The sequence below is a fragment of the Streptococcus parasanguinis genome, assembly GCF_047463195.1.
In the GTDB taxonomy this organism is placed as follows: Bacteria; Bacillota; Bacilli; order Lactobacillales; family Streptococcaceae; genus Streptococcus; species Streptococcus parasanguinis_R.
Map to the genome: position 1 here is coordinate 252,182 of NZ_JASHEI010000003.1, position 22,179 is coordinate 274,360.

Genomic DNA, 22,179 nt, shown 5'->3' on the forward strand with positions numbered 1-22,179 from the left:
CTTCGTTTGTGAGTTTTCCTTTTTCAGGGAACGAAGAGGCTATTCATCATATCGACAATCTTGTAAATTGGAGAAAACATGACAAATACAAAAAAACGTCCAGAGGTCTTGGTACCTGCTGGAACATTAGAAAAGTTAAAAGTTGCCGTTAATTATGGGGCAGATGCAGTGTTCGTTGGTGGACAAGCCTATGGTTTGCGTAGCCGTGCCGGAAACTTTACCATGGATGAGCTTCGTGAAGGTATCGAATATGCTCATGCACGTGGCGTTGATGTTCACGTTGCTTCAAACATGGTGACCCATGAAGGAAATGAACAAGGGGCTGGAGAATGGTTCCGTGAATTGCGGGATATGGGCCTTGATGCCGTGATCGTCTCAGACCCGGCCTTGATTGAAATCTGTGCAACCTATGCACCTGGCCTCAATATCCACTTGTCTACGCAAGCTTCTGCGACTAATGTGGAGACCTTCCATTTCTGGAAAGAATATGGCTTGACCCGTGTGGTCTTGGCCCGCGAAGTATCCATGGAAGAGTTGGCAGAGATCCGTAAGCGTACCGATCTTGAGATCGAAGCTTTCGTTCATGGAGCGATGTGTATTTCCTATTCCGGACGTTGTACCCTTTCTAACCACATGTCTGACCGGGATGCCAACCGTGGTGGCTGTTCTCAATCTTGTCGTTGGAAATACGATCTCTACGATATGCCATTTGGCCAAGAACGCAAGAGTATCAAAGGGCAAGTCCCAGAAGAATACTCTATGTCAGCCGTGGACATGTGTATGATCGAAAATATTCCAGATATGATTGATAATGGGGTTGATAGTTTGAAGATTGAAGGCCGGATGAAATCTGTCCATTACGTATCAACAGTAGCCAACTGTTACAAGGCAGCTTGTGATGCTTATATGGAAAGTCCAGAAGCCTTTTATGCCATCAAGGATGATTTGATCAATGAATTGTGGAAAGTTGCTCAACGTGAATTGGCAACTGGATTCTACTACCAAACACCGACTGAAAACGAACAATTGTTTGGGGCACGTCGTAAGATTCCTCAATACAAATTTGTAGGAGAAGTGGTTGACTTTGATCCATCTACCATGACTGCGACGATTCGCCAACGGAATGTCATCAATGAAGGCGACCAAGTGGAATTCTACGGACCAGGCTTCCGTCATTTTGAATGCCAGATCCAAGACTTGCATGATAAGGATGGAGTGAAGATTGATCGCGCACCAAATCCGATGGAACTTCTCACGATCACAGTCCCACAAGAAGTGAAGCCAGGAGATATGATTCGTTCTTGCCAGGAAGGTTTAATCAATCTCTACTCAAAAGATGGGGCAAGTAAAACTGTTCGAGTATAACAAAAAAAGAGAGGGTTAAACCTCTCCTTTTTGTTGGGCGATGCGAATATTATTGGGGACCAAACTGATTTTCTGGATCTCAGAAATCCGAATAATCGTGGACATACTCTTTTTAAAATTTTTCACGATCAGTTGTCGGCGTTCTTGGTCATACTTGACAATGTCGCCTGTAAAACTCTTGTTTGAAAAAATAACATGTACCCCTTGTTTTTTTCGCAATGCTTGTTGAATGATGTCAATAATTCTCTCATCTTCTAATGGGGCAGGGGTACTGACTTTTCCATTGAAAAATTCATTTGCTCGGTCTTTAACGATCTCGAGAAATTTTTTCATAGCTAAATTCTCCATAACTTGATACAATATATTATAGATAATTTCAACGATTTTGTAAATGATTTACGAATATTAGAGATGAGAAGGCAAGAAAGGAGTCGTGAAATGGCAGAATTTTCATTCCAAATCGAAGAACATTTACTGGTCTTGTCAGAAAATGACAAGGGTTGGACCAAAGAATTGAACCGTGTGAGTTTTAATGGTGCTCCTGCTAAGTATGATATCCGGACCTGGAGTCCCGACCATACAAAGATGGGAAAAGGCATTACACTCACGAACGAAGAGTTCCAAGTCATGCTCGATGCATTTAAAAATTAAGAAAAGGGGTCCTTCAAGGACTTCTTTTTTTGTTATAGTCTAAGGCTATATAGATATCAAAGATATTAGATTATCCCAAACCCTTGTTTGTCAGGTGTTGGACTGCTATAATGGTTGCATTGATGAATTAATGTAAAACTTATAGGAAAGAGGGAATCATATTGACACATACACATGCACCTTATCGCGTAGACCATGTTGGTTCATTTCTTCGTCCAGCTGCTTTGGTTCAAGCTCGTGAAGATTTCGCAGCTGGAAAAATCAGTCAGGCTGACTTAACAAAAGTAGAGGATCAGGCAATTCGTGACCTTGTTGAAAAAGAAATTGCTGCTGGTCTGAAGTCAGTAACAGATGGAGAATTCCGCCGTGCTTATTGGCATTTGGATTTCTTCTGGGGCTTTGGTGGCATTGATCATGTCCAAGCTGCTCAAGGTTATCAATTCCATGATGAAACAACCAAGGCGGACTCAGCACTTGTCGTTGGAAAAATCACAGGAGTCAATCATCCATTTGTAGAGCATCACAAGTTCTTGAGGGATCTTGTGGCAGATGTAGATGGTGTAGAGGCTAAATATACCATCCCAGCACCTGCGCAATTCTATTTTGAATTGATCCGTGATGCCGAACATGTAGAACAATTGAATACCATCTATCCTGATTTTGCGGCCGTTCGTGAAGATATCAAGCAAGCCTATCTTCAAGTGATTCAAGATTTGTATGATGCAGGACTTCGGACCCTTCAAGTAGATGACTGTACGTGGGGTGTCTTGGTAGACGATAATTTCTTGACGGCTTGGGGAGCAGCTCAAGGCAAGTCAAAAGATGAGGTTCGTCGAGAACTCGCTGATCTCTTCTTGACCTTTAACAACGATGTCTACCAACATGTTCCAGCTGGTTTGACCGTCAATACGCACGTTTGTCGTGGGAACTTCCATTCCACTTGGGCTTCATCAGGTGGTTATGCTCCGATTGCCAAAGAACTTCTTGGAGAAGAAGCCGTCAATGCTTACTTCCTAGAGTTTGATACTGATCGGGCTGGTGGTTTTGAACCACTTGCAGAAGTAACCCCTGGAAAAGGAGTGGTGTTAGGGCTCTTGACATCTAAGAGTGGTCAATTGGAGAACAAGGACGAAGTGATTGCTCGTATTAAAGAAGCGAGTCAGTATGTACCGTTGGAAAATCTTTACCTGTCTACTCAGTGTGGCTTTGCTTCGACAGAAGAAGGAAACATTTTGACAGAAGAAGACCAATGGAAAAAAATAGGTTTGATTAAAGAAATTGTCGCTGAAGTTTGGGGCGAATAAGGAGGAAGAAACATGTCAGATTTACTAAGTATTTATAAAGAATTGCAAGCTAAAAAATGGGTGGACTTGAGTCACCAAATCAATGCGGAAAGTCCACACTTCCCAGCCCTTCCTGCCTTGCAACAAGAAGATCTTTTCACATTAAAAGATGGTTTCCATGTTCAAAAATTTACAGTGGTTGGTCAATACGGAACGCATATCGATGCACCGATTCACTTTGTAGAAGGGGGTCGTTGGTTGGATGAGATTGACCTCAAAGATCTCCTCTTGCCACTTTATGTTATCGACAAGTCTAAAGAAGTTGCTGCCAATCCAAACTTTATCTTGAGTAAACAAGATATCTTAGACTTTGAGGCAGAGCATGGACAAATTGTTGAGGGTGCTTTTGTTGCCTTCCGTAGTGATTGGTCAAAACGTTGGCCAGATCAAGATGCTATGCGTAACCTAGATGAAAATGGGGTTCAACAAAGTCCAGGATGGAGCCGTGAAGCCTTGGAATTCTTGATTCATGAACGCCATGTCAAGGCTGTGGGTCATGAAACCTTTGATACCGATGCAGGTATTCCAGCAGCAGAGCATGGCTTGGTCAATGAATACTACCTCTTGGAACAAAATATCTACCAAGTTGAAGTTTTGAACCAATTGGACCAAGTTCCAGCTGTAGGTGCTTTGATTTCGATTGCTTTCCCTCACTGGGACAAGGCAACTGGTTCACCTGTCCGTGCCATTGCCATCTTACCATAAACAAAGAAAAAAGCTTGAAGACAGACGTCACATGTGGACGTTTGTCTTTTTGTATTTTCGAAACTATTTTCGTTATCATCTGATATTCCATCTAAAAAACTGATCTAGAAAAAATAAAAAGGAATTTTCGTTAATTATTTTGCCAATGTTTTGAGATGTAGACGTAACGGTGTAAGCCAAATTTTTATAGGGCTTACACAAAGAAAAGAGAGTGGGACAGAAATCGGTAATTCGTTAGAATTCGATTTCGTCGTCCCGCCTCCGCACAGTTGAGTAGGGCTGTAAAAGCTGATGAAATCAGCGTAGTAGAGCCCACTCAACCACAGCGTCTTGCTCGACAATCCAAAAATAATTGAGAGGCTAGGACTTTTGTCCCAGCCTCTTTTTATCTATCAGAGAGAGCTAAAAATTTCTCTCTTTGTTAGTTGAACTATTTGTTAAGATGCATTGAAAATCTATTTCGTTAGAAAATTGACTATTTTTAATGAATAAATTATTGACGAGTCAATTTCCGTTTGATTCCAACAGCACCTGCTAAGACAAGAATTCCAGAGAAGACGAGTCCAGATGCAACAACTTCACCTGTGTTTGGAAGAAGCGATTTGCTATCTCCCCCATTGTTTCCACCATTTGAACCTGGCGCACTTGGTGTCGTTGTGGTACCAGAATGACTAGGTTTATTTGGATTTTCTGTAGTAGATGAAGAAGTCTTAGGCTCTGCAGTAGTAGTTGTTGTTGACGTTGTGTCTTCCTCACTACTATTGTGGTTTTCTGGCTCTTCTGGTGTTGTAGTTGAAGTAGTTGTAGGCTCATCGGTAGTTGTTACCGTAGTTGTAGGCTCTTCAGAAGTAGTTGAAGTAGTTGTAGGCTCATCGGTAGTTGTTACCGTAGTCTTAGGCTCTTCAGAAGTAGTTGAAGTAGTCTTAGGCTCATCGGTAGTTGTTACTGTGGTCTTAGGCTCATCAGTTGTAGTTGAAGTAGTCTTAGGTTCATCAGTAGTTGTTACCGTAGTGGTTGTAGTAGTCGGCTCTTGAGTCGTAGTAGTTGTGGTAGTCGGCTCTTGAGTCGTAGTGGTTGTAGTAGTCGGCTCTTGAGTCGTAGTAGTTGTGGTAGTCGGCTCTTGAGTCGTAGTGGTTGTTGTAGTCGACTCTTGGGTCGTAGTGGTTGTAGTAGTCGGCTCTTGAGTCGTAGTGGTTGTTGTAGTCGGCTCTTGAGTCGTAGTGGTTGTTGTAGTCGGCTCTTGAGTCGTAGTAGTTGTTGTAGTCGGCTCTTGAGTCGTAGTGGTTGTTGTAGTCGGCTCTTGAGTCGTAGTAGTTGTGGTAGTCGGCTCTTGAGTCGTAGTAGTTGTGGTAGTCGGCTCTTGAGTCGTAGTAGTTGTTGTAGTCGGCTCTTGAGTCGTGGTGGTTGTTGTAGTAGTTGATGTCATATCGCCATCCACTCCACCGTTTGCATTAATATTTGCAACAGATGCATTGACTTCCTTGGCAACAACGGCTTGCTCACCTTTAACTTGATACCATACCTTAGTATTGTTTAAGAAATTCTTTTGATTTTCATTCTCTACTTTAGTTTGGTAGAAGATGAGAACTCCAGTTTTATCGATTTGGCTTTGAGGAATCGTAACTGTAATTTTTCCTGCAGCATCAACTGTGAATGTTGATCCAGGAAAGGCTGCTAAGAAATCATCGATAGCAGTTGAGCCACCGTAATATCCTGGTTTGTTACCTGTAGTAGTAATACTAAAACTATCTTTTACAAGTGAATGACCACCTTGGATGTCATCTTCAACACGAACATCACCATCTACATCTAAGTTCATTGCATTAATGGTTAGTGTCCAAAGAATATGTTCAGGATCATTCGCGTGCATATCACCCGCTTTGAGGTAGAATGGAGCGCTGTTAACACCAGTAGCCATTTTCTTAACGTTTAATTCTACTTTTCTAGCTCCACTAATAATAGTGAATTTTCCAACATGCTCCTTATCAGTTGTTGTATCGTTATGACCCTCAATCTCAAACTCACCCCAACCGCGAATGTTTTGAAGGTTTTTGATAGCTTCATTGAAAGTAACTGTCGCAGATCCATCTGTAATGACCATGTCTCCAACGTAAGTTCCGTCAATACTTAATGGAATAGTCTTTTTAAATCCTATCCCAAAAACTGTTCCAGAACTAGTCCAATTAACTTTTAATGTATCCCCCGGTTGAATCTTTTGTGCATGCTCATCAAATGTAAACTTAACAGTTGTTTGTCCACCATCTGTGATTTCTTCTGATGAAACAGTAAGTGAGCTAATATTGTTGCTGACATCGCCAGCTTTTACCATATCAGATTGCGACAATACGATGAATAATAATGGTAAAAATACAATAAAGAAGACTTTGGCAAGTCTACTTAGATTCATTTTTTTCATTTTCTTCTCCCATTTTTCTCCAATATTTACATCAATTTGTATGTTGTTGCAAAAAAACTTACAAAATTGAGAAATTTTTATAGGTGTCTTTTAAGACGACATTAATAAAAGTGCACCCCCCACTAGTCTATTTTCAAAAAAACATCTACAAAGTGAATTATATCACAAATTAGTAAGATTTTAACAATAAAAATATTTTATCTATGAAATTTTAAGGATTTTATAAAAATCAGATAAATGAAAAAGGACTATTGTTTGTTAAAATAGTCCTTTTAGCTTAAAGTGGAACAACTTCAAGCTTATGTTTTATCTCATTGTCACAAATTCTTCGGATCCGGTTGGGTGAATGGCGACGGTTGCGTCGAAATCGGCTTTTGTCGCTCCCATCTTGATAGCAACTGCAAATCCTTGGATCATTTCATCGACTCCGTAGCCAAGACCATGAAGGCCAACGACCCTTTCTTCGGGACCAGCAGTGATGAGTTTGAATTTTGCTTGCTGGCGGTGTTGGGTTACAGCAGTGTACATGGAAGCAAATTGAGAAGTATAGACTTTGATATTCTCTTTTCCATAAGTTTGATGGGCTTCTTCCTCCGTTAGGCCAACGGTTCCGATAGCGGGGTGAGAAAAGACAACGGTCGGGATGTTTGTATAATCCATTTTGGCATTCACTTTTCCATTGAATAGTCGTTCAGAAAGAGTGCGTCCAGCTTTAATAGCGACAGGAGTTAATTCTTTTTCTCCTGTGACATCCCCAAGAGCATAGATTCCTGGAATAACTGTATTCTGGTATTCATCCACTGCAATGAATCCTTTTTCATTTAAGGTGACGCCTGCAGCTTCTAGATTGAGATCCTGGACATTTGGTTTTCGTCCTGTTGCCCAGATAACATGATCTGCCACGTGGCTGGTCATATCTTCAAAATAAATCTTCACACGACCATCTTCTAATTTTTCAAGCTTCATGGGAACCTTGTGTTTGTGAAGCGGAAGGTTTTGTTTTTCCATTTCTTCCATTAAGCCATCAACAATGTAGGAATCAAAACTACGTAAAACCCGATCTTTTCGGATAAAGAGGTCTGTTTGGATTCCTAAATGATGGAGCACACCAGCAAGTTCCACCGCGATGTAGCCAGCCCCAATAATGGCTACGGAACTTGGAAGTTCTTCCCAAGCAAAGACATCATCAGAAGTTTCGCCAAATTCAGCTCCAGGAACAGAAGGAATAAAGGGATGGGCACCGGTCGCAATTACGATATGCTTGGCCTTAATGGTTTCTCCATTGACCTCAACCGTATGAGCATCTACAAAACGTGCACGTCCTTCAATTCGTTCAACCCCATTGCGTTTGAAACTGCCATCATAGGAATTACGGGAACGGTCAATATAGGCTTCGCGATTTTTTCTTAAGGTTGCAAAATCAAATTTTGTCTGTTCAGAAGTAAATCCATAGTCTGGTCCATAATCGCGAATAGCTTCTGCAATTTGCGCACCATACCACATAATCTTTTTAGGCACACATCCTCTGTTGACACAGGTGCCACCCAATTGTTTTTCTTCAATGACGGCTGCACGGGCACCGTGTTCACCGGCACGGTTCATCGTAGCGATTCCTCCACTACCTCCACCGATTGAAATAATATCAAATTCCTTCATGTTTTCCTCCTAAATGGGATTTCAGTTTGATTGTAATATCAACTGTTACAAAAGTCAAGGGTTTAGCATGTTACCAAGCATTTAAATTTCATTTTGCCGTGTCAATTTTAGATAGAAAAGTAAGGAAATATGGTATACTATGGTATAGAATAAAACGCTTTCTTTGATGGAGAAAAACGATGAAGAAATTGAAAAAATGGCAACTATTTACGGCTGCAGGTGCAGCAATTGTGGTGATTGGAACAGGAAGTGTGATGATGTTTTCGCACCCAAGTACACCTGATCAAGCAGTCACGAAAGAAACTCCAATGGTGCAAACGGTCAAGGATGGATCGATCGCTTCTCCGGTCTTGTTAACTGGGAAAGTCACTGCTAACCAGGAGCAGTATGTCTATTTTGATGGAACCAAAGGGGATTTGCAGTCGATATTGGTCAATGTAGGAGATCAAGTAACAGCAGGTCAGCCAATTGTTCAGTATAGCAGTACAGAGGCCCAAACCGCTTATGATGCAGCCGTTCGTGCTGTCAATAAGGCAGATCGTCAGTTAAATGACTTACTGACAAATGGTGTGACCATTGATACGACAGGCGATGAAGAAGCAGATGCCAAATCAGCTTCGCAGACCCAACGGACAGTCGATTCTCAAGCTAGCGATTTACGAGATGCTAAGTCGGATGCGGTCGATAATATGAACAAGGCTAAGGCTCTTCTGGATGCGACAACAGTCAGGAGTAATACAGATGGTACCGTGGTCGAAGTCAATAAAGATGTCTCAAAATCGACTACAGGGACCAACCAAACTCTGGTTCACATTGTGAGCAACGGGAATTTACAAGTTAAAGGGGAATTGTCTGAATACAATTTGGCCAATATCTCTGAGGGTCAGGAAGTGGTCCTCACTTCCAAGGTTTATCCGGATAAAACCTGGACAGGAAAGATTTCTTATGTAGCTAACTATCCGACCGACGCGGGTCAAGCAGGTGCCAATGCAGCAGGTGGAACACAAGGAAGCGGTGGAGCCAAGTACCCATTTACAGTGGATATTACCAGTGAGATTGGGGAACTCAAACAAGGCTTTTCTGTCAATATTGAAGTCAAAAGTTCTACTCAACATCCCCTTGTTCCCGTGACAAGTATCATGGCTGATGGGGATACGAGCTATGTATGGACGGTCGAAAATGGCAAGGCTAAGAAAGTAAAAGTGACGCTTGGTAACGCCGATGCTGAAAATCAGGAAATCTTGTCAGGCTTGAAGAAAGATGCTCAAGTTATTGTGAATCCTAATGAGAAACTGGAAGATGGAAAAGAGATCGGAAAATATGACAAAATTGATTGAACTAAAAGGAATCAATAAAACCTATAAAAATGGGGATCAGGAACTTCGTGTCTTAAAAGACATCGATTTAGAAGTCGAAGAGGGAGAATTTGTGGCCATTATGGGTCCATCTGGCTCAGGAAAATCGACCTTGATGAACGTCATTGGCTTGTTGGATCGCCCGACCAGTGGAGAGTATTTTCTAGAAGGTCAGGAGGTTGGAAATCTCAGTGAGAAAAAATTAGCACGTGTTCGAAATGAACAGATCGGTTTTGTCTTTCAACAATTCTTTCTTCTCTCTAAGCTCAATGCCTTTCAAAATGTGGAACTGCCTCTCATTTATGCAGGAGTTCATCCTGCTAAACGGAAGGAATTAGCTGAGCAGTACCTTGAAAAGGTAGAGCTCCATTCTCGTATGCACCATTTGCCTTCAGAGCTCTCAGGGGGTCAAAAACAGCGGGTTGCGATCGCTCGAGCCCTTGTCAATCAGCCAGCCATCGTCTTAGCAGATGAGCCAACTGGAGCCCTAGATACCAAGACGGGGGAGCAAATAATGGACTTGTTAACCAAGCTAAACCAAGAAGGAAAAACCATTATCATGGTTACACACGAGCCAGAAATTGCAGCCTTTGCGCATCGTCGCATCGTCATTCGTGATGGAGTGATCTCCTCAGATAGCAAGCTGGAAAGGGGGACCTAATGCAAAATTGGAAATTTGCGATCAGCTCAATTATGAGCCATAAATTACGGTCTTTCTTGACCATGGTGGGGATCATTATTGGGGTCGCTTCTGTCGTTGTCATCATGGCTCTGGGAGATGGTATGAAAGCTGGTGTCACCAAGACCTTCACCAAGGACCAAGAGTATGTACAAATCTCCTATTCTCCCAATAAGAGTGGCTATGTAACAGGAATCAATATTGGCCCTTCTGAAGATACAGGAGAAGGCGGAGGCGAAAGTGGACCTGCAGCTGAAGACCGAGGGATGGCTGCTCCATCGGATATCGATGGGGAAAACGCTGAAGATGTTGATGGTCAAGTTCAAGAAGCACCGCCAGTTGTGCAAGAATCTTGGGTTAAGGAATTAACCAAGATTCAAGGCATCGATGGTTACTATGTTGGCAACACCTCCAATGCAACCATTGCTTTTCAAAAGAAAAAAGCAGAAGGGGTAAACATCCAAGGGGTAAATGAAACCTATTTTTCTGTCAAAAAGGTTGAGCTCTTATCTGGACGAAAATTAACCCCTTCAGACTATAGTAATTTCTCCCGGGTGGTGCTCCTTGATGAAGGATTGGCCCAACAATTATTTGGAACGGAGAATCCACTGAATCAGGTGGTCTCTGTTGGGGATAACAATTATCGCGTCGTTGGTATTTTCAAGGATCCAAATGCAGGAACAGCTCTTTACGGAGCTTCCTCAGGTGGAAGTGCCTTGATGGCCAATACCCAGCTGGCATCTGAATTCGGAACGGATGAAATTCAAAATATTGTCGTCCATGTGCCGGATGTGAAACAGATCAAAACCGTTGGGATCGAAGCTGCTCAAAAGTTAACAGAACTTTCAGGTGTTCGCCAGGGAGAATTTCAAATCTTTAATTTGGATAGCATCTTAGAGGAAACCAATAAAGTAGTAGGAATTATGACATCAGTCATCGGAGCTATTGCTGGGATTTCCCTCTTAGTTGGTGGCATTGGAGTCATGAATATCATGTTGGTTTCTGTTACCGAACGGACGAGAGAAATCGGTCTTCGCAAAGCATTGGGAGCAACCAGAGGTAAGATTTTGGTTCAATTTTTGATTGAGTCGATGGTCTTGACCATCATTGGTGGGCTGATTGGACTTGGCCTTGCTTATGGTGTGAATAGCTTGATTACTACACTCGCAGCAGCTTCCCTAGAAGGACCACCGATTATTTCCTTAAATGTCGCCATCGGCAGTATTATTTTCTCTGCTTTTGTAGGCATCATCTTTGGAATTTTACCAGCGAATAAGGCTTCTAAGTTAAACCCGATCGAAGCACTGCGTTATGAATAAAAAAATAGGAGCGGGTCAGGATGAATTGCTTAAGATTCTCCACGCTCCTTTTTGATGCTGTTTTGGAATAGCTTGTCGAAACCTTGTCTTATACAGGTCAAACTATTTGGACAGTCAACGACGGTCTTCAGATGTTTTTGAGTATTCATTCAAGAAGCTGCATTTTTTCTTCCATCTTATTTTTGTTTAATTGGTAAATATTAGTGAATTTCTGGCCTAAATATGATAGAATAGGGGAGAATAACTTAGGAGGTTCCAAATGACTACTGAACATATGGAAGAATTGAATGACCAGCAGATTGTCCGTCGTGAGAAAATGGCGGCCCTTCGTGAACAAGGAATCGATCCATTTGGGAAACGATTCGAACGTACTGCAAATTCAGGTCAATTAAAAGAAAAATATTCAGAATTAGATAAAGAACAACTCCACGACTTGAACGAAACAGCTATTATTGCCGGTCGTCTTGTAACAAAACGTGGAAAAGGAAAGGTTGGCTTTGCCCATCTTCAAGACCGTGAAGGTCAAATTCAGATCTACGTTCGTAAGGATGCAGTTGGAGAAGAAAACTACGAGATCTTCAAAAAAGCAGACCTTGGTGATTTCCTTGGTGTTGAAGGGGAAATCATGCGCACAGATATGGGTGAACTTTCGATTAAAGCAACTCATATCACTCACTTGTCAAAAGCCCTTCGTCCCTTGCCTGAAAAATTCCACGGACTTTCAGATGTTGAAACCATCTATCGCAAACGTTATTTGGATTTGATTTCAAACCGTGAAAGCTTCGAACGCTTTGTAACCCGTTCAAAAATCATCTCTGAAATCCGTCGTTATTTAGATGGTCAAGGCTTCCTTGAAGTGGAAACACCAGTGCTTCACAATGAAGCTGGTGGTGCGGCTGCTAAACCATTTATCACTCACCACAATGCACAAAACATTGACATGGTGCTTCGTATCGCGACTGAGCTTCACTTGAAACGTTTGATTGTTGGTGGGATGGAACGCGTTTACGAAATCGGACGGATCTTCCGTAACGAAGGTATGGATGCCACTCACAACCCTGAATTCACTTCGATCGAAGTGTATCAAGCTTACGCTGACTTCCACGATATCATGGACTTAACTGAAGGCATTATCCAACATGCTGCGAAAGCGGTCCATGGTGATGGTCCAATTGACTACCAAGGAACAGAAATCAAAATCAACGAACCATTCAAACGGGTTCACATGGTTGATGCGATTAAAGAAATCACAGGTGTTGACTTCTGGAAAGACATGACCTTTGAAGAAGCTGTAGCACTGGCAAACGAAAAACATGTACCAGTTGAAAAACACTACACAGAAGTGGGACAAATTATCAATGCCTTCTTCGAAGAATTCGTTGAAGAAACCTTGACACAACCAACTTTTGTTTACGGTCACCCAGTAGCAGTATCTCCATTGGCTAAGAAAAATCCAGAAGATCCACGCTTCACCGACCGTTTCGAACTCTTTATCATGACCAAAGAGTATGCCAATGCCTTCACGGAATTGAATGATCCAATCGATCAATTGCAACGGTTTGAAGCGCAAGCGCGTGCCAAAGAATTGGGAGATGACGAGGCTACAGGCATCGACTATGACTATGTTGAAGCCCTTGAATATGGTATGCCACCAACAGGTGGACTTGGAATTGGTATTGACCGTCTCGTTATGTTGTTGACCAATGTAACAACAATTCGCGACGTCCTACTCTTCCCAACTATGAAATAAGCTAAAAGAAAACACTGATCGCAAGATCAGTGTTTTTTAGTCTTCCATATAAGAGGTGTCGTTCCAAGTGTCTAAGTGATAGTGCTCAAAATCATCTGTTGACAGAATCGTCACGCTGGCATTATCTAGTCCGCCATTTTTGCGGAGTTCTCCTGTGTCATAACCAAGCAAGGTTCGAATAGAAGCTGTCAAATTAGCCCCATGTCCAACGATGAGAACAGTATCGAGCTCTTTTCCTTTCAGGCTTTTTACAAAATCACAGGTACGTTTGGTCGTTTCATAGACAGATTCTGCATCAAAGATTTCATTTTGAAAGCGGGCTAGGTTATGGCGAAAGGCATCCATTTGTTGGGGATAGATAGCGGAAATGGTAGAAATTTTAGCACCTTCCAGTTTTCCTAAATTCCACTCACGAAGAGCAGGCGTTGCTTGCAATTCTAGAGGTGTCTCCAATTGATCGAGGATGATCTGTGCGGTATGGACTGTTCGTGGCAGATCACTTGCAAAGGCTGCATCAAAAGGAACACTAGCTAGGTGCTTTCCTAATTTTTCAAGCTGATGAATAGAGGCCGGTAACAGCGGAGAATCGCCATTTGATCCCTGAAAACGTCCCTCCTCATTCCACTCAGTACGTCCGTGTCGTATAAAATATAGTTTCACAATCTTGTCTCCTTCTCTGTCGTTATTCTATAATATCTGCAAAAGTCGCTTTAACGAAGTCTGCTAGAAGTTGTGGTTTGATTTGAATACTATGGCCGATTTCCCCGGCAGATACGATCATGGTCTCTAACTGAAGGGCTGATTCATCGAAAAAGATTGGGAAAGGATGCTTTTGACGAATGCCCACGGGATTATTGGCACCATGAATATAACCTGTTGTTTTTTCGAGATCCTTTTGAGGAATCATTGCCACTTTCTTATTTCCTGATAATTTGGCCAATTTTTTCTCTGAAAGATGCTCCGTGATAGGAATGATCCCAATCACTGGACCCGTTTTATCACCTTTGAGAGCTAGGGTTTTGAAAATAGTAGAGCGATCAATCCCTTCTGGTAAGATCCCTTCTAAAGCGTTGATTTGTAAGCCTACGTGCTCAATTTTTGCTTTTGTTAAGATCTGCTCGACCAAGGTTTTTTTCACTTTATTTTTTTTTGCCATGGCTTTCTCCTTTTCTCTTTTTCTCTACAAAATCAGATTTCATTAGACCATTATAACATATAATAGCGGCAATATTGCCTTCTCCTGAAAAATAGAAAACAGCAGAAAAAGTGAAGATCACTTGATCTGCTGTTTTAAGGTTATGAGGAAGAGTTATCTTTTTGTACCTTGAAAAGTTTCCGATAAATCGCTTCTTGGTCTTGCGTCGGAGCAATTTGGTTGAGATCCAAGTAGTGTGAGAATCCATTTAATTGCCCTTGAGAGGTATATTGATGCAAGTCGTATTCCGTGTTGGTATCTGGCGCGGCATTATAGTAGCCATCATCAAATCCATAAGTAGGAATCCAAAGAGCCGTAAATTTATCAGTGGAGATACTATGTTCTTCCATGAAGTAGGTTCCGATATAGAGTCCAATATTTTTTGCACCCAAAGCTTGTAGTTTTGTTCGGAAAGCTTCAACACCTGCGTTCATATCCTTCATAGTTTTTTCCTCAACGTCTAACCAATAGTAGGTCGGCTTGTAAGGAGAAGCAGCCTTGTAAAATTCCTCTGCTTCTTTTTCCATTTCTTTTTTATCCTTAGCCGCGACATAAGCATAAACTGCGACAGGGATATTTCGTTTTTGGAATTCTTGGATATGGGTTTTAAAAGATTTATCCAGACCATTTAAGTAGGTTGCTGCATTTTCCTTTTTAGCTTGAGCCCCACTATGGACACGAACGATCACACCTCCCACATTTTGGGAGAGGACATCGTAATCAATTTCACTGGGCAATTGCCAGCCTGAGATATCAATGATCGGGCGGCCAACCAGTTCTGGATTGATGTCTTCTTCTTTTTTAGAAGAAGAGCTTGCAGTAGTTGTTTTTCGAGGTGTATTGGAGTTCGGAATGGTTTTGGTTGTTTCTTGTCGCTCTCTGGCTTGTAGATCGGCAATCGTTCGTGAGAGAACGAGAAAAGAAATGATACCGATAAAAAAGACCAAGAGAACAACGGGTTTTATCCTTTTTCTCATACAGAAACATTTTACCGTAAAAAAAACGAAAAGGCAAAACTTAATGCTTAAAAGATGCTGATTTCAGCCATTATTTTCAAAAAAAAAGGAATCTTTTCATCGAAAAAGGATAAAAATATATGAAAATAAGAAGAATGATTAGAATATTTCTTGAAAATGGGGAAGAAGCCGAATCTTTTCTGGCCTTTCCTTGGTTTTGCTTCTTAAAAATGATATAATGAAGGTTGAATATTAGGAATATGGTGAATTATGAAAATTGAAAAAAGACATCTTTTAAATTATTCCATCCTCATTCCCTATTTGATTTTATCCATCATTGGCTTGATTGTTGTCTATTCGACAACAAGTGCCTTGGCAATTCAAAGTGGAGTGAGTTCGATTCGGATGGTCCGGACACAGGGGCTCTTTTTTATCCTAAGTCTCCTAACCATCGCCTTGATTTATAAATTTAGCCTAAACTTCCTTCGAAATAAAAAAGTGCTGGCTTTTGTCATTTTTATTGAAGTGATTTTGTTGATTCTGTCTAGGTTTATCACAGATACCGTCAATGGAGCTCACGGTTGGTTGACAATTCCCGGAGGCTTCAGTATCCAGCCGGCAGAATACCTCAAGGTGATCTTAGTCTGGTATCTAGCCTTGATCTTTTCTAAACGACAAGACGAGATACGCGATTATGATTATCAAGCCTTGACCCACAATGAATGGATTCCAAGGAATTTAAACGATTGGCGTTGGCTGACCTTGATTCTGATTGGAATCGTTGTGATTATGCCGGACTTGGGAAATGCGACGATCTTGGCCTTAACGGTCTTGATCATGATTACGGCTAGTGGAGTGGGCTACCGTTGGTTTACCTCTTTACTTGGTTTAGTTGTTGGAGTATCGTCCATTGTCCTTGGTTCAATTTGGATTATCGGTGTGGACCGTGTCGCTAAAATTCCAGTCTTTGGTTATGTAGCCAAACGCTTTAGTGCCTTCTTTAACCCCTTTAATGATTTGTCTGGCGCAGGTCACCAATTAGCTAATTCCTACTATGCCATGAGTAACGGTGGTTGGTTTGGCTTGGGGCTAGGAAATTCCATTGAAAAACAAGGTTACTTACCAGAAGCGCACACAGACTTTGTGTTTGCGATTGTGATTGAAGAATTAGGTTTTGTTGGAGCTAGTTTGATCCTTGCTCTCTTATTCTTCTTAATTCTTCGGATCATTTTAGTCGGTATTCGAGCAAAGAATCCTTTTAATTCGATGATGGCCATTGGGATCGGTGGGATGATCTTAGTGCAAACCTTCATTAACATCGGAGGAATTTCTGGTTTGATTCCGTCTACAGGAGTGACCTTCCCCTTCTTATCCCAAGGGGGAAATAGCTTATGGGTCTTATCCGTAGCGATTGCTTTCGTTTTGAATATCGACGCTAGTGAAAAACGGGCCAAGATGGAACAAGAAGGCATGGTTTTTGAAGAAAAAGGTAAAATCAAACCTTATTATTAAAAGGGAATTGTTGAATGGCTATTCAAAAAGGAGAAAAAATGGTCTTACAAAAATTAGAGAATTTCACAAATAAAGATATTATCAAAGAAGAAGCCGAAATCTTAACCAATTTATTAGATAATATTACGAAAAATTTGGTTCGTCCGGAAACCTTTGATAAAATTAGGCAGTTGAAGGATCTATCAAAAACACAGAACTATCGTGAGTTGAATCAACTAGTGGAACAATTGACAAATGAAGAAATGACAGTGATTTCACGTTATTTTGCTATTTTACCACTCTTGATTAACATCTCAGAAGATGTCGATTTGGCCTATGAAATCAATCATTTGAATAACGTGGATGGTGAATACCTCGGAAAACTTTCTTCAACCATTAAAGAAGTTGCAAAAAATGAAGATGCACAAGAAATTCTTGAAAATCTCAATATTGTACCTGTTTTAACAGCCCATCCAACTCAAGTGCAACGAAAAACCATGCTGGATTTAACCAATCATATTCACGCTCTTCTTCGTCAGCACCGGGATGTTAAAGCTGGTTTAATGAATGAGAATAAGTGGTATAACAACCTTCGTTGTAATATCGAAATCATGATGCAAACGGATATGATTCGTGACAAAAAATTGAAGGTTACCAATGAGATCACCAACGTCATGGAATATTACAATAGCTCTTTCTTACAAGCTGTTCCAAATCTTATGTTGGAATACAAACGCTTGGCAAAAGAGCATGGATTGGAGCTTGAACAACCACGTCCGATCACAATGGGCATGTGGATTGGGGGAGACCGGGACGGGAATCCGTTTGTAACAGCTGAGACCTTGAAGCGTTCAGCAACTATTCAAAGTGAAGTCATTTTGAACTATTACATCGAAAAGATTTCAAAATTATACCGTCATTTCTCCCTTTCAACGAGTCTTTCTAAAACAAGTGAAGCAGTAGCTGAAATGGCCGCCCTATCCAGTGATACATCCGTCTTTCGTGAAAAAGAACCTTACCGTCGGGCTTTCCACTATATCCAGTCAAAATTGATCCAGACTTTGGTCAATTTAAAAGAATGGACTATGGTTGGGGAAACTAGAGAAGATCGTTATGCTGTCGAGAGGTTATTAGGAGCAAATGCTCATCAACAAGGGCCAGTTTCTGATTATATCGGCAATCGTATCTCTGGAGCTCTAAAGAAAATTTCTGAGAAAGAAGCACCAGCTTATGCCTCTGCTCAAGAATTTAAAGAAGACCTTGAAAAGATCAAAGATTCCTTGTTAGAAAACAAATCAGAGTATTTGATTTCTGGTGAATTTGCAGAACTTCTAGAAGCCATCGATGTTTTTGGATTCTATCTGGCCTCTATTGATATGCGTCAGGATTCGAGTGTGCATGAAGCCTGTGTGGCAGAATTGCTGAAATCAGCTGGAATTAATGACCATTATTCTGATTTATCAGAGGATGAAAAGTGTCAAGTTCTCTTGAAAGAACTTTTAGAAGACCCACGTATTTTATCAGCAACCCATGCTGAAAAATCTGAACTGCTTGAAAAAGAATTAGCGATTTTCCAAACGGCCCGTGAATTGAAGGATCGTTTAGGAGAAGAAGTCATTCGTCAAAACATCATTTCTCATGCAACAAGTGTGTCAGATATGTTGGAATTGGCTGTGATGTTGAAAGAAGTGGGCTTAGTCGATACGGAAAAAGCTCGCGTTCAAATCGTACCGTTGTTTGAAACGATCGAAGACTTGGATCACTCAGAAGAAACCATGAGAAGTTACTTGTCTCTTCCGATTGCCAAACGTTGGATTGCTTCTAAGAACAACTATCAAGAGATTATGTTAGGATACTCTGATTCCAACAAAGATGGTGGATACTTGTCTTCTTGTTGGACCCTCTTTAAAGCCCAACAACAATTGACCGCTATCGGAGATGAGTTTGGAGTGAAGATTACCTTCTTCCATGGTCGTGGTGGTACTGTTGGCCGTGGTGGAGGTCCTACTTATGAAGCCATCACGTCTCAACCGTTGAAATCCATTAATGACCGTATCCGCTTAACTGAGCAAGGGGAAGTGATCGGCAATAAATATGGAAATAAAGATGCTGCCTACTACAACCTTGAAATGCTCGTCTCTGCAACCATTAACCGAATGATCGCCGAACAAAAGAGTCCATTCTCTATGTTTGATCGTTTCGGGGAAGTCATGGATAAAGTCGTGAATCGCAGTTACGATATCTATCGTGATTTGGTCTTTGGAAATGAGCACTTCTATGACTACTTCTTTGAATCAAGTCCGATCAAAGCAATTTCAAGCTTTAATATTGGTTCACGTCCAGCTGCTCGTAAGACTATTACAGAAATTGGTGGTTTACGTGCTATTCCTTGGGTATTCTCTTGGTCACAAAGTCGGGTGATGTTCCCTGGTTGGTATGGAGTAGGTTCTAGCTTTAAGGAATTTATCGATGAGGATCCTGAGAATATTGAAACTCTTCGATATATGTATAAAAACTGGCCTTTCTTCCAATCTCTCTTGTCAAATGTGGACATGGTCTTATCCAAAGCTAATATGGATATTGCCTTTGAGTATGCGCAATTGTGTGAGGAAGAAGAAGTCCGCAATATCTATCAGATTATCTTACATGAATGGCAATTGACCAAGGATATCATCCTGATGATTGAGGAGCATGACGAATTGCTCGCGGAAAACCCTTATCTGAAAGAAAGTTTGGATTATCGGATGCCGTACTTTAACGTCTTGAACTATATTCAGTTAGAATTGATTCGACGTCAACGGACTGGACAACTATCAGCCGATCAAGACAAGCTAATCCATATCACCATCAATGGAGTGGCTACAGGATTACGAAATTCAGGTTAAAAAAATCGGAACATTGTTCCGATTTTTTCTGCTCTGAAACGAAGTGATAGAAGATGTTTAACGAGTTTAAATTAAAGATTTCAAATGAGGATTTTCAAAGCTTGATCAGGATCTTTCAGCAAGAGGACAAAACAAAAGGAAAGAAGGGGAATAATTAAGAAAATATAGGTAAAAGGCTTGCAATTTTATCTAAAATTCGATAGAATAGTAAGGAAAGTTAGACTGTATTGCCTACTGTCTATCTATAAAATATATTTTATTGGAGGCTTTTACTCAAATGGCAAAAGAAAAATACGATCGTAGTAAACCGCACGTTAACATCGGTACAATCGGACACGTTGACCACGGTAAAACTACCCTAACTGCAGCAATCACAACTGTTTTGGCACGTCGCTTGCCTTCATCAGTTAACCAACCAAAAGACTATGCGTCTATCGATGCTGCTCCAGAAGAACGCGAACGCGGTATCACTATCAACACTGCACACGTTGAGTACGAAACTGCTAAACGTCACTACGCTCACATCGACGCTCCAGGACACGCGGACTATGTTAAAAACATGATCACTGGTGCCGCTCAAATGGACGGAGCTATCCTTGTAGTAGCTTCAACTGATGGACCAATGCCACAAACACGTGAACACATCCTTCTTTCACGTCAGGTTGGTGTTAAACACTTGATCGTCTTCATGAACAAAGTTGACTTGGTTGACGATGAAGAATTGCTTGAATTGGTTGAAATGGAAATCCGTGACCTTCTTTCAGAATACGATTTCCCAGGTGATGACCTTCCAGTTATCCAAGGTTCAGCTCTTAAAGCTCTTGAAGGTGACTCTAAATATGAAGACATCATCATGGAATTGATGGATACTGTTGATGAGTACATCCCAGAACCAGAACGCGATACCGACAAACCATTGCTTCTTCCAGTCGAAGACGTATTCTCAATCACTGGACGTGGTACAGTTGCTTCAGGTCGTATCGACCGTGGTGTTGTTCGTGTCAACGACGAAATCGAAATCGTTGGTATCAAAGAAAAAATCCAAAAAGCAGTTGTTACTGGTGTTGAAATGTTCCGTAAACAACTTGACGAAGGTCTTGCAGGGGATAACGTTGGTGTGCTTCTTCGTGGTATCCAACGTGATGAAATCGAACGTGGACAAGTTATCGCTAAACCAGGTTCAATCAACCCACACACTAAATTCAAAGGTGAAGTTTACATCCTTACTAAAGAAGAAGGTGGACGTCATACTCCATTCTTCAACAACTACCGTCCACAGTTCTACTTCCGTACAACTGACGTGACTGGATCTATCGAACTTCCAGCAGGAACTGAAATGGTAATGCCTGGTGATAACGTGACTATCGACGTTGAGTTGATCCACCCAATCGCCGTTGAACAAGGTACTACATTCTCAATCCGTGAAGGTGGACGTACTGTTGGTTCAGGTATGGTTACTGAAATCGAAGCTTAATTCGATCTAGTTCCCAGATTAACAATTATATAGACAGACAGAAAACCCCGTGAAGACGGGGTTTTTATTTTGGTAAAAAGTAAAATGAGCTTGTGCAACCTTTCATTATGACGAAATTTATGGTAAAATAGATAGTATAAAATTAGAAAAAAGAGGTATGTGAAATGTCACGTAAACCATTTATCGCTGGTAACTGGAAAATGAACAAAAATCCAGAAGAAGCAAAAGCATTCGTTGAAGCTGTAGCATCAAAACTTCCTTCAGCTGATCTTGTTGAAGCTGGCATCGCAGCTCCTGCAGTTGACTTGACAGCTGTACTTGCTGCTGCTAAAGGTTCAAACCTTAAAGTTGCTGCACAAAACACTTACTTTGAAAATGCTGGTGCCTTCACTGGTGAAACTAGCCCACAAGTTTTGAAAGAAATCGGTACTGACTACGTTGTTATCGGTCACTCAGAACGTCGTGACTACTTCCACGAAACTGATGAAGACATCAACAAAAAAGCAAAAGCAATCTTTGCGAACGGTATGCTTCCAATCATCTGTTGTGGTGAGTCTCTTGAAACTTACGAAGCTGGTAAAGCAGCAGAATTCGTAGGGGCTCAAGTTTCAGCTGCTCTTGCAGGATTGACTGCAGAGCAAGTCTCTTCAACAGTTATCGCATACGAACCAATCTGGGCGATCGGTACTGGTAAATCAGCTTCACAAGACGACGCACAAAAAATGTGTAAAGTTGTTCGTGACGTTGTAGCTGCTGACTTTGGTCAAGAAGTGGCTGACAAAGTACGTGTTCAATACGGTGGTTCAGTGAAACCTGAAAACGTTGCTGAATACATGGCTTGTCCAGACGTTGATGGAGCTCTTGTGGGTGGTGCATCACTTGATCCAGAAAGCTTCTTGGCATTGCTTGACTTTGTTAAATAATGATATATAAAAAGGC

General features: G+C 41.3%; 18 protein-coding genes. 12 read left to right on the forward strand and 6 right to left on the reverse strand.

The window, feature by feature from the left end; all coding sequences use genetic code 11:
* The first annotated feature begins 78 nt into the window (after positions 1-78).
* Entirely contained in the window at positions 79-1,365 is a 1,287-nt protein-coding gene (locus QM870_RS04270) for a peptidase U32 family protein (RefSeq protein ID WP_003002878.1), read from the forward strand.
* A gap of 15 nt (positions 1,366-1,380) precedes the next feature.
* On the opposite strand, the gene QM870_RS04275 is transcribed toward QM870_RS04270, so the two are convergent.
* Positions 1,381-1,713 carry a hypothetical protein gene (locus QM870_RS04275; RefSeq protein WP_003008097.1) on the reverse strand — a complete coding sequence of 111 codons (333 nt, stop codon included), beginning with the start codon at positions 1,711-1,713 and terminating at the stop codon, positions 1,381-1,383.
* Positions 1,714-1,803: 90 nt separating this feature from the next.
* Between QM870_RS04275 and QM870_RS04280 the strand changes: the two genes are divergently transcribed.
* From QM870_RS04280 to QM870_RS04290, 3 genes are all read left to right on the forward strand, one after another.
* Entirely contained in the window at positions 1,804-2,016 is a 213-nt protein-coding gene (locus QM870_RS04280) for a YdbC family protein (RefSeq protein WP_003002541.1), read from the forward strand.
* A gap of 161 nt (positions 2,017-2,177) precedes the next feature.
* Entirely contained in the window at positions 2,178-3,320 is a 1,143-nt protein-coding gene (locus QM870_RS04285; RefSeq protein ID WP_414368746.1) for a 5-methyltetrahydropteroyltriglutamate--homocysteine S-methyltransferase, read from the forward strand.
* A 12-nt stretch (positions 3,321-3,332) separates the two neighbouring features.
* On the forward strand, positions 3,333-4,064 hold the full coding sequence (locus QM870_RS04290; RefSeq protein ID WP_013903883.1) for a cyclase family protein: 732 nt from the start codon (positions 3,333-3,335) through the stop codon (positions 4,062-4,064).
* 493 nt (positions 4,065-4,557) lie between these two features.
* On the opposite strand, the gene QM870_RS04295 is transcribed toward QM870_RS04290, so the two are convergent.
* Together QM870_RS04295 and gorA are read right to left on the reverse strand one after the other, a co-directional pair.
* A complete protein-coding gene (locus QM870_RS04295) occupies positions 4,558-6,480 on the reverse strand; it encodes an LPXTG cell wall anchor domain-containing protein (RefSeq protein ID WP_414368748.1) in 1,923 nt (640 codons plus the stop codon).
* Between the two features lie 306 nt (positions 6,481-6,786).
* Positions 6,787-8,136, reverse strand: a complete 1,350-nt coding sequence (gorA, locus tag QM870_RS04300; RefSeq protein ID WP_303469797.1) for a glutathione-disulfide reductase — start codon at positions 8,134-8,136, stop codon at positions 6,787-6,789.
* 179 nt (positions 8,137-8,315) lie between these two features.
* Between gorA and QM870_RS04305 the strand changes: the two genes are divergently transcribed.
* The 4 genes from QM870_RS04305 (at position 8,316) to lysS (ending at position 13,239) form a co-directional block, all read left to right on the forward strand.
* Complete coding sequence (locus tag QM870_RS04305) at positions 8,316-9,473, forward strand: efflux RND transporter periplasmic adaptor subunit (RefSeq protein WP_303469795.1); 1,158 nt, start codon at positions 8,316-8,318, stop codon at positions 9,471-9,473.
* Positions 9,457-10,152: an ABC transporter ATP-binding protein gene (locus QM870_RS04310; RefSeq protein WP_003002759.1), complete on the forward strand. Its 696-nt coding sequence runs from the start codon at positions 9,457-9,459 to the stop codon at positions 10,150-10,152. Before QM870_RS04305 ends, QM870_RS04310 begins: the two co-directional genes overlap by 17 nt.
* Entirely contained in the window at positions 10,152-11,489 is a 1,338-nt protein-coding gene (locus QM870_RS04315) for an ABC transporter permease (protein ID WP_303469792.1), read from the forward strand. The genes QM870_RS04310 and QM870_RS04315 overlap by 1 nt, the downstream gene beginning before the upstream one ends.
* 259 nt (positions 11,490-11,748) lie before the next feature.
* The gene (gene lysS, locus QM870_RS04320; RefSeq protein ID WP_070665415.1) at positions 11,749-13,239 is read left to right on the forward strand and encodes a lysine--tRNA ligase; all 1,491 of its coding nucleotides are present in this window, start codon (positions 11,749-11,751) and stop codon (positions 13,237-13,239) included.
* 36 nt (positions 13,240-13,275) lie between these two features.
* Here lysS and QM870_RS04325 read toward each other — a convergent pair whose 3' ends face one another.
* The 3 genes from QM870_RS04325 to QM870_RS04335 all read right to left on the reverse strand — a co-directional run bounded on the left by QM870_RS04325 (position 13,276) and on the right by QM870_RS04335 (position 15,411).
* Positions 13,276-13,899 carry a histidine phosphatase family protein gene (locus QM870_RS04325; RefSeq protein ID WP_118396691.1) on the reverse strand — a complete coding sequence of 208 codons (624 nt, stop codon included), beginning with the start codon at positions 13,897-13,899 and terminating at the stop codon, positions 13,276-13,278.
* A gap of 22 nt (positions 13,900-13,921) precedes the next feature.
* Positions 13,922-14,395 (reverse strand): aminoacyl-tRNA deacylase, encoded by a 474-nt coding sequence (locus tag QM870_RS04330; RefSeq protein WP_031574003.1) that lies wholly within the window; start codon positions 14,393-14,395, stop codon positions 13,922-13,924.
* A gap of 140 nt (positions 14,396-14,535) precedes the next feature.
* Positions 14,536-15,411, reverse strand: a complete 876-nt coding sequence (locus tag QM870_RS04335; protein ID WP_125826484.1) for a GH25 family lysozyme — start codon at positions 15,409-15,411, stop codon at positions 14,536-14,538.
* Between the two features lie 249 nt (positions 15,412-15,660).
* Between QM870_RS04335 and ftsW the strand changes: the two genes are divergently transcribed.
* From ftsW to tpiA, 4 genes are all read left to right on the forward strand, one after another.
* Entirely contained in the window at positions 15,661-16,902 is a 1,242-nt protein-coding gene (ftsW, locus tag QM870_RS04340) for a cell division peptidoglycan polymerase FtsW (protein WP_049523474.1), read from the forward strand.
* A gap of 38 nt (positions 16,903-16,940) precedes the next feature.
* Positions 16,941-19,766 (forward strand): phosphoenolpyruvate carboxylase, encoded by a 2,826-nt coding sequence (ppc, locus tag QM870_RS04345; RefSeq protein ID WP_414368753.1) that lies wholly within the window; start codon positions 16,941-16,943, stop codon positions 19,764-19,766.
* A 277-nt stretch (positions 19,767-20,043) separates the two neighbouring features.
* A complete protein-coding gene (tuf, locus tag QM870_RS04350) occupies positions 20,044-21,240 on the forward strand; it encodes an elongation factor Tu (RefSeq protein WP_031574016.1) in 1,197 nt (398 codons plus the stop codon).
* A gap of 164 nt (positions 21,241-21,404) precedes the next feature.
* On the forward strand, positions 21,405-22,163 hold the full coding sequence (gene tpiA, locus QM870_RS04355) for a triose-phosphate isomerase (protein WP_031574020.1): 759 nt from the start codon (positions 21,405-21,407) through the stop codon (positions 22,161-22,163).
* The last annotated feature ends 16 nt before the right edge of the window (positions 22,164-22,179 follow it).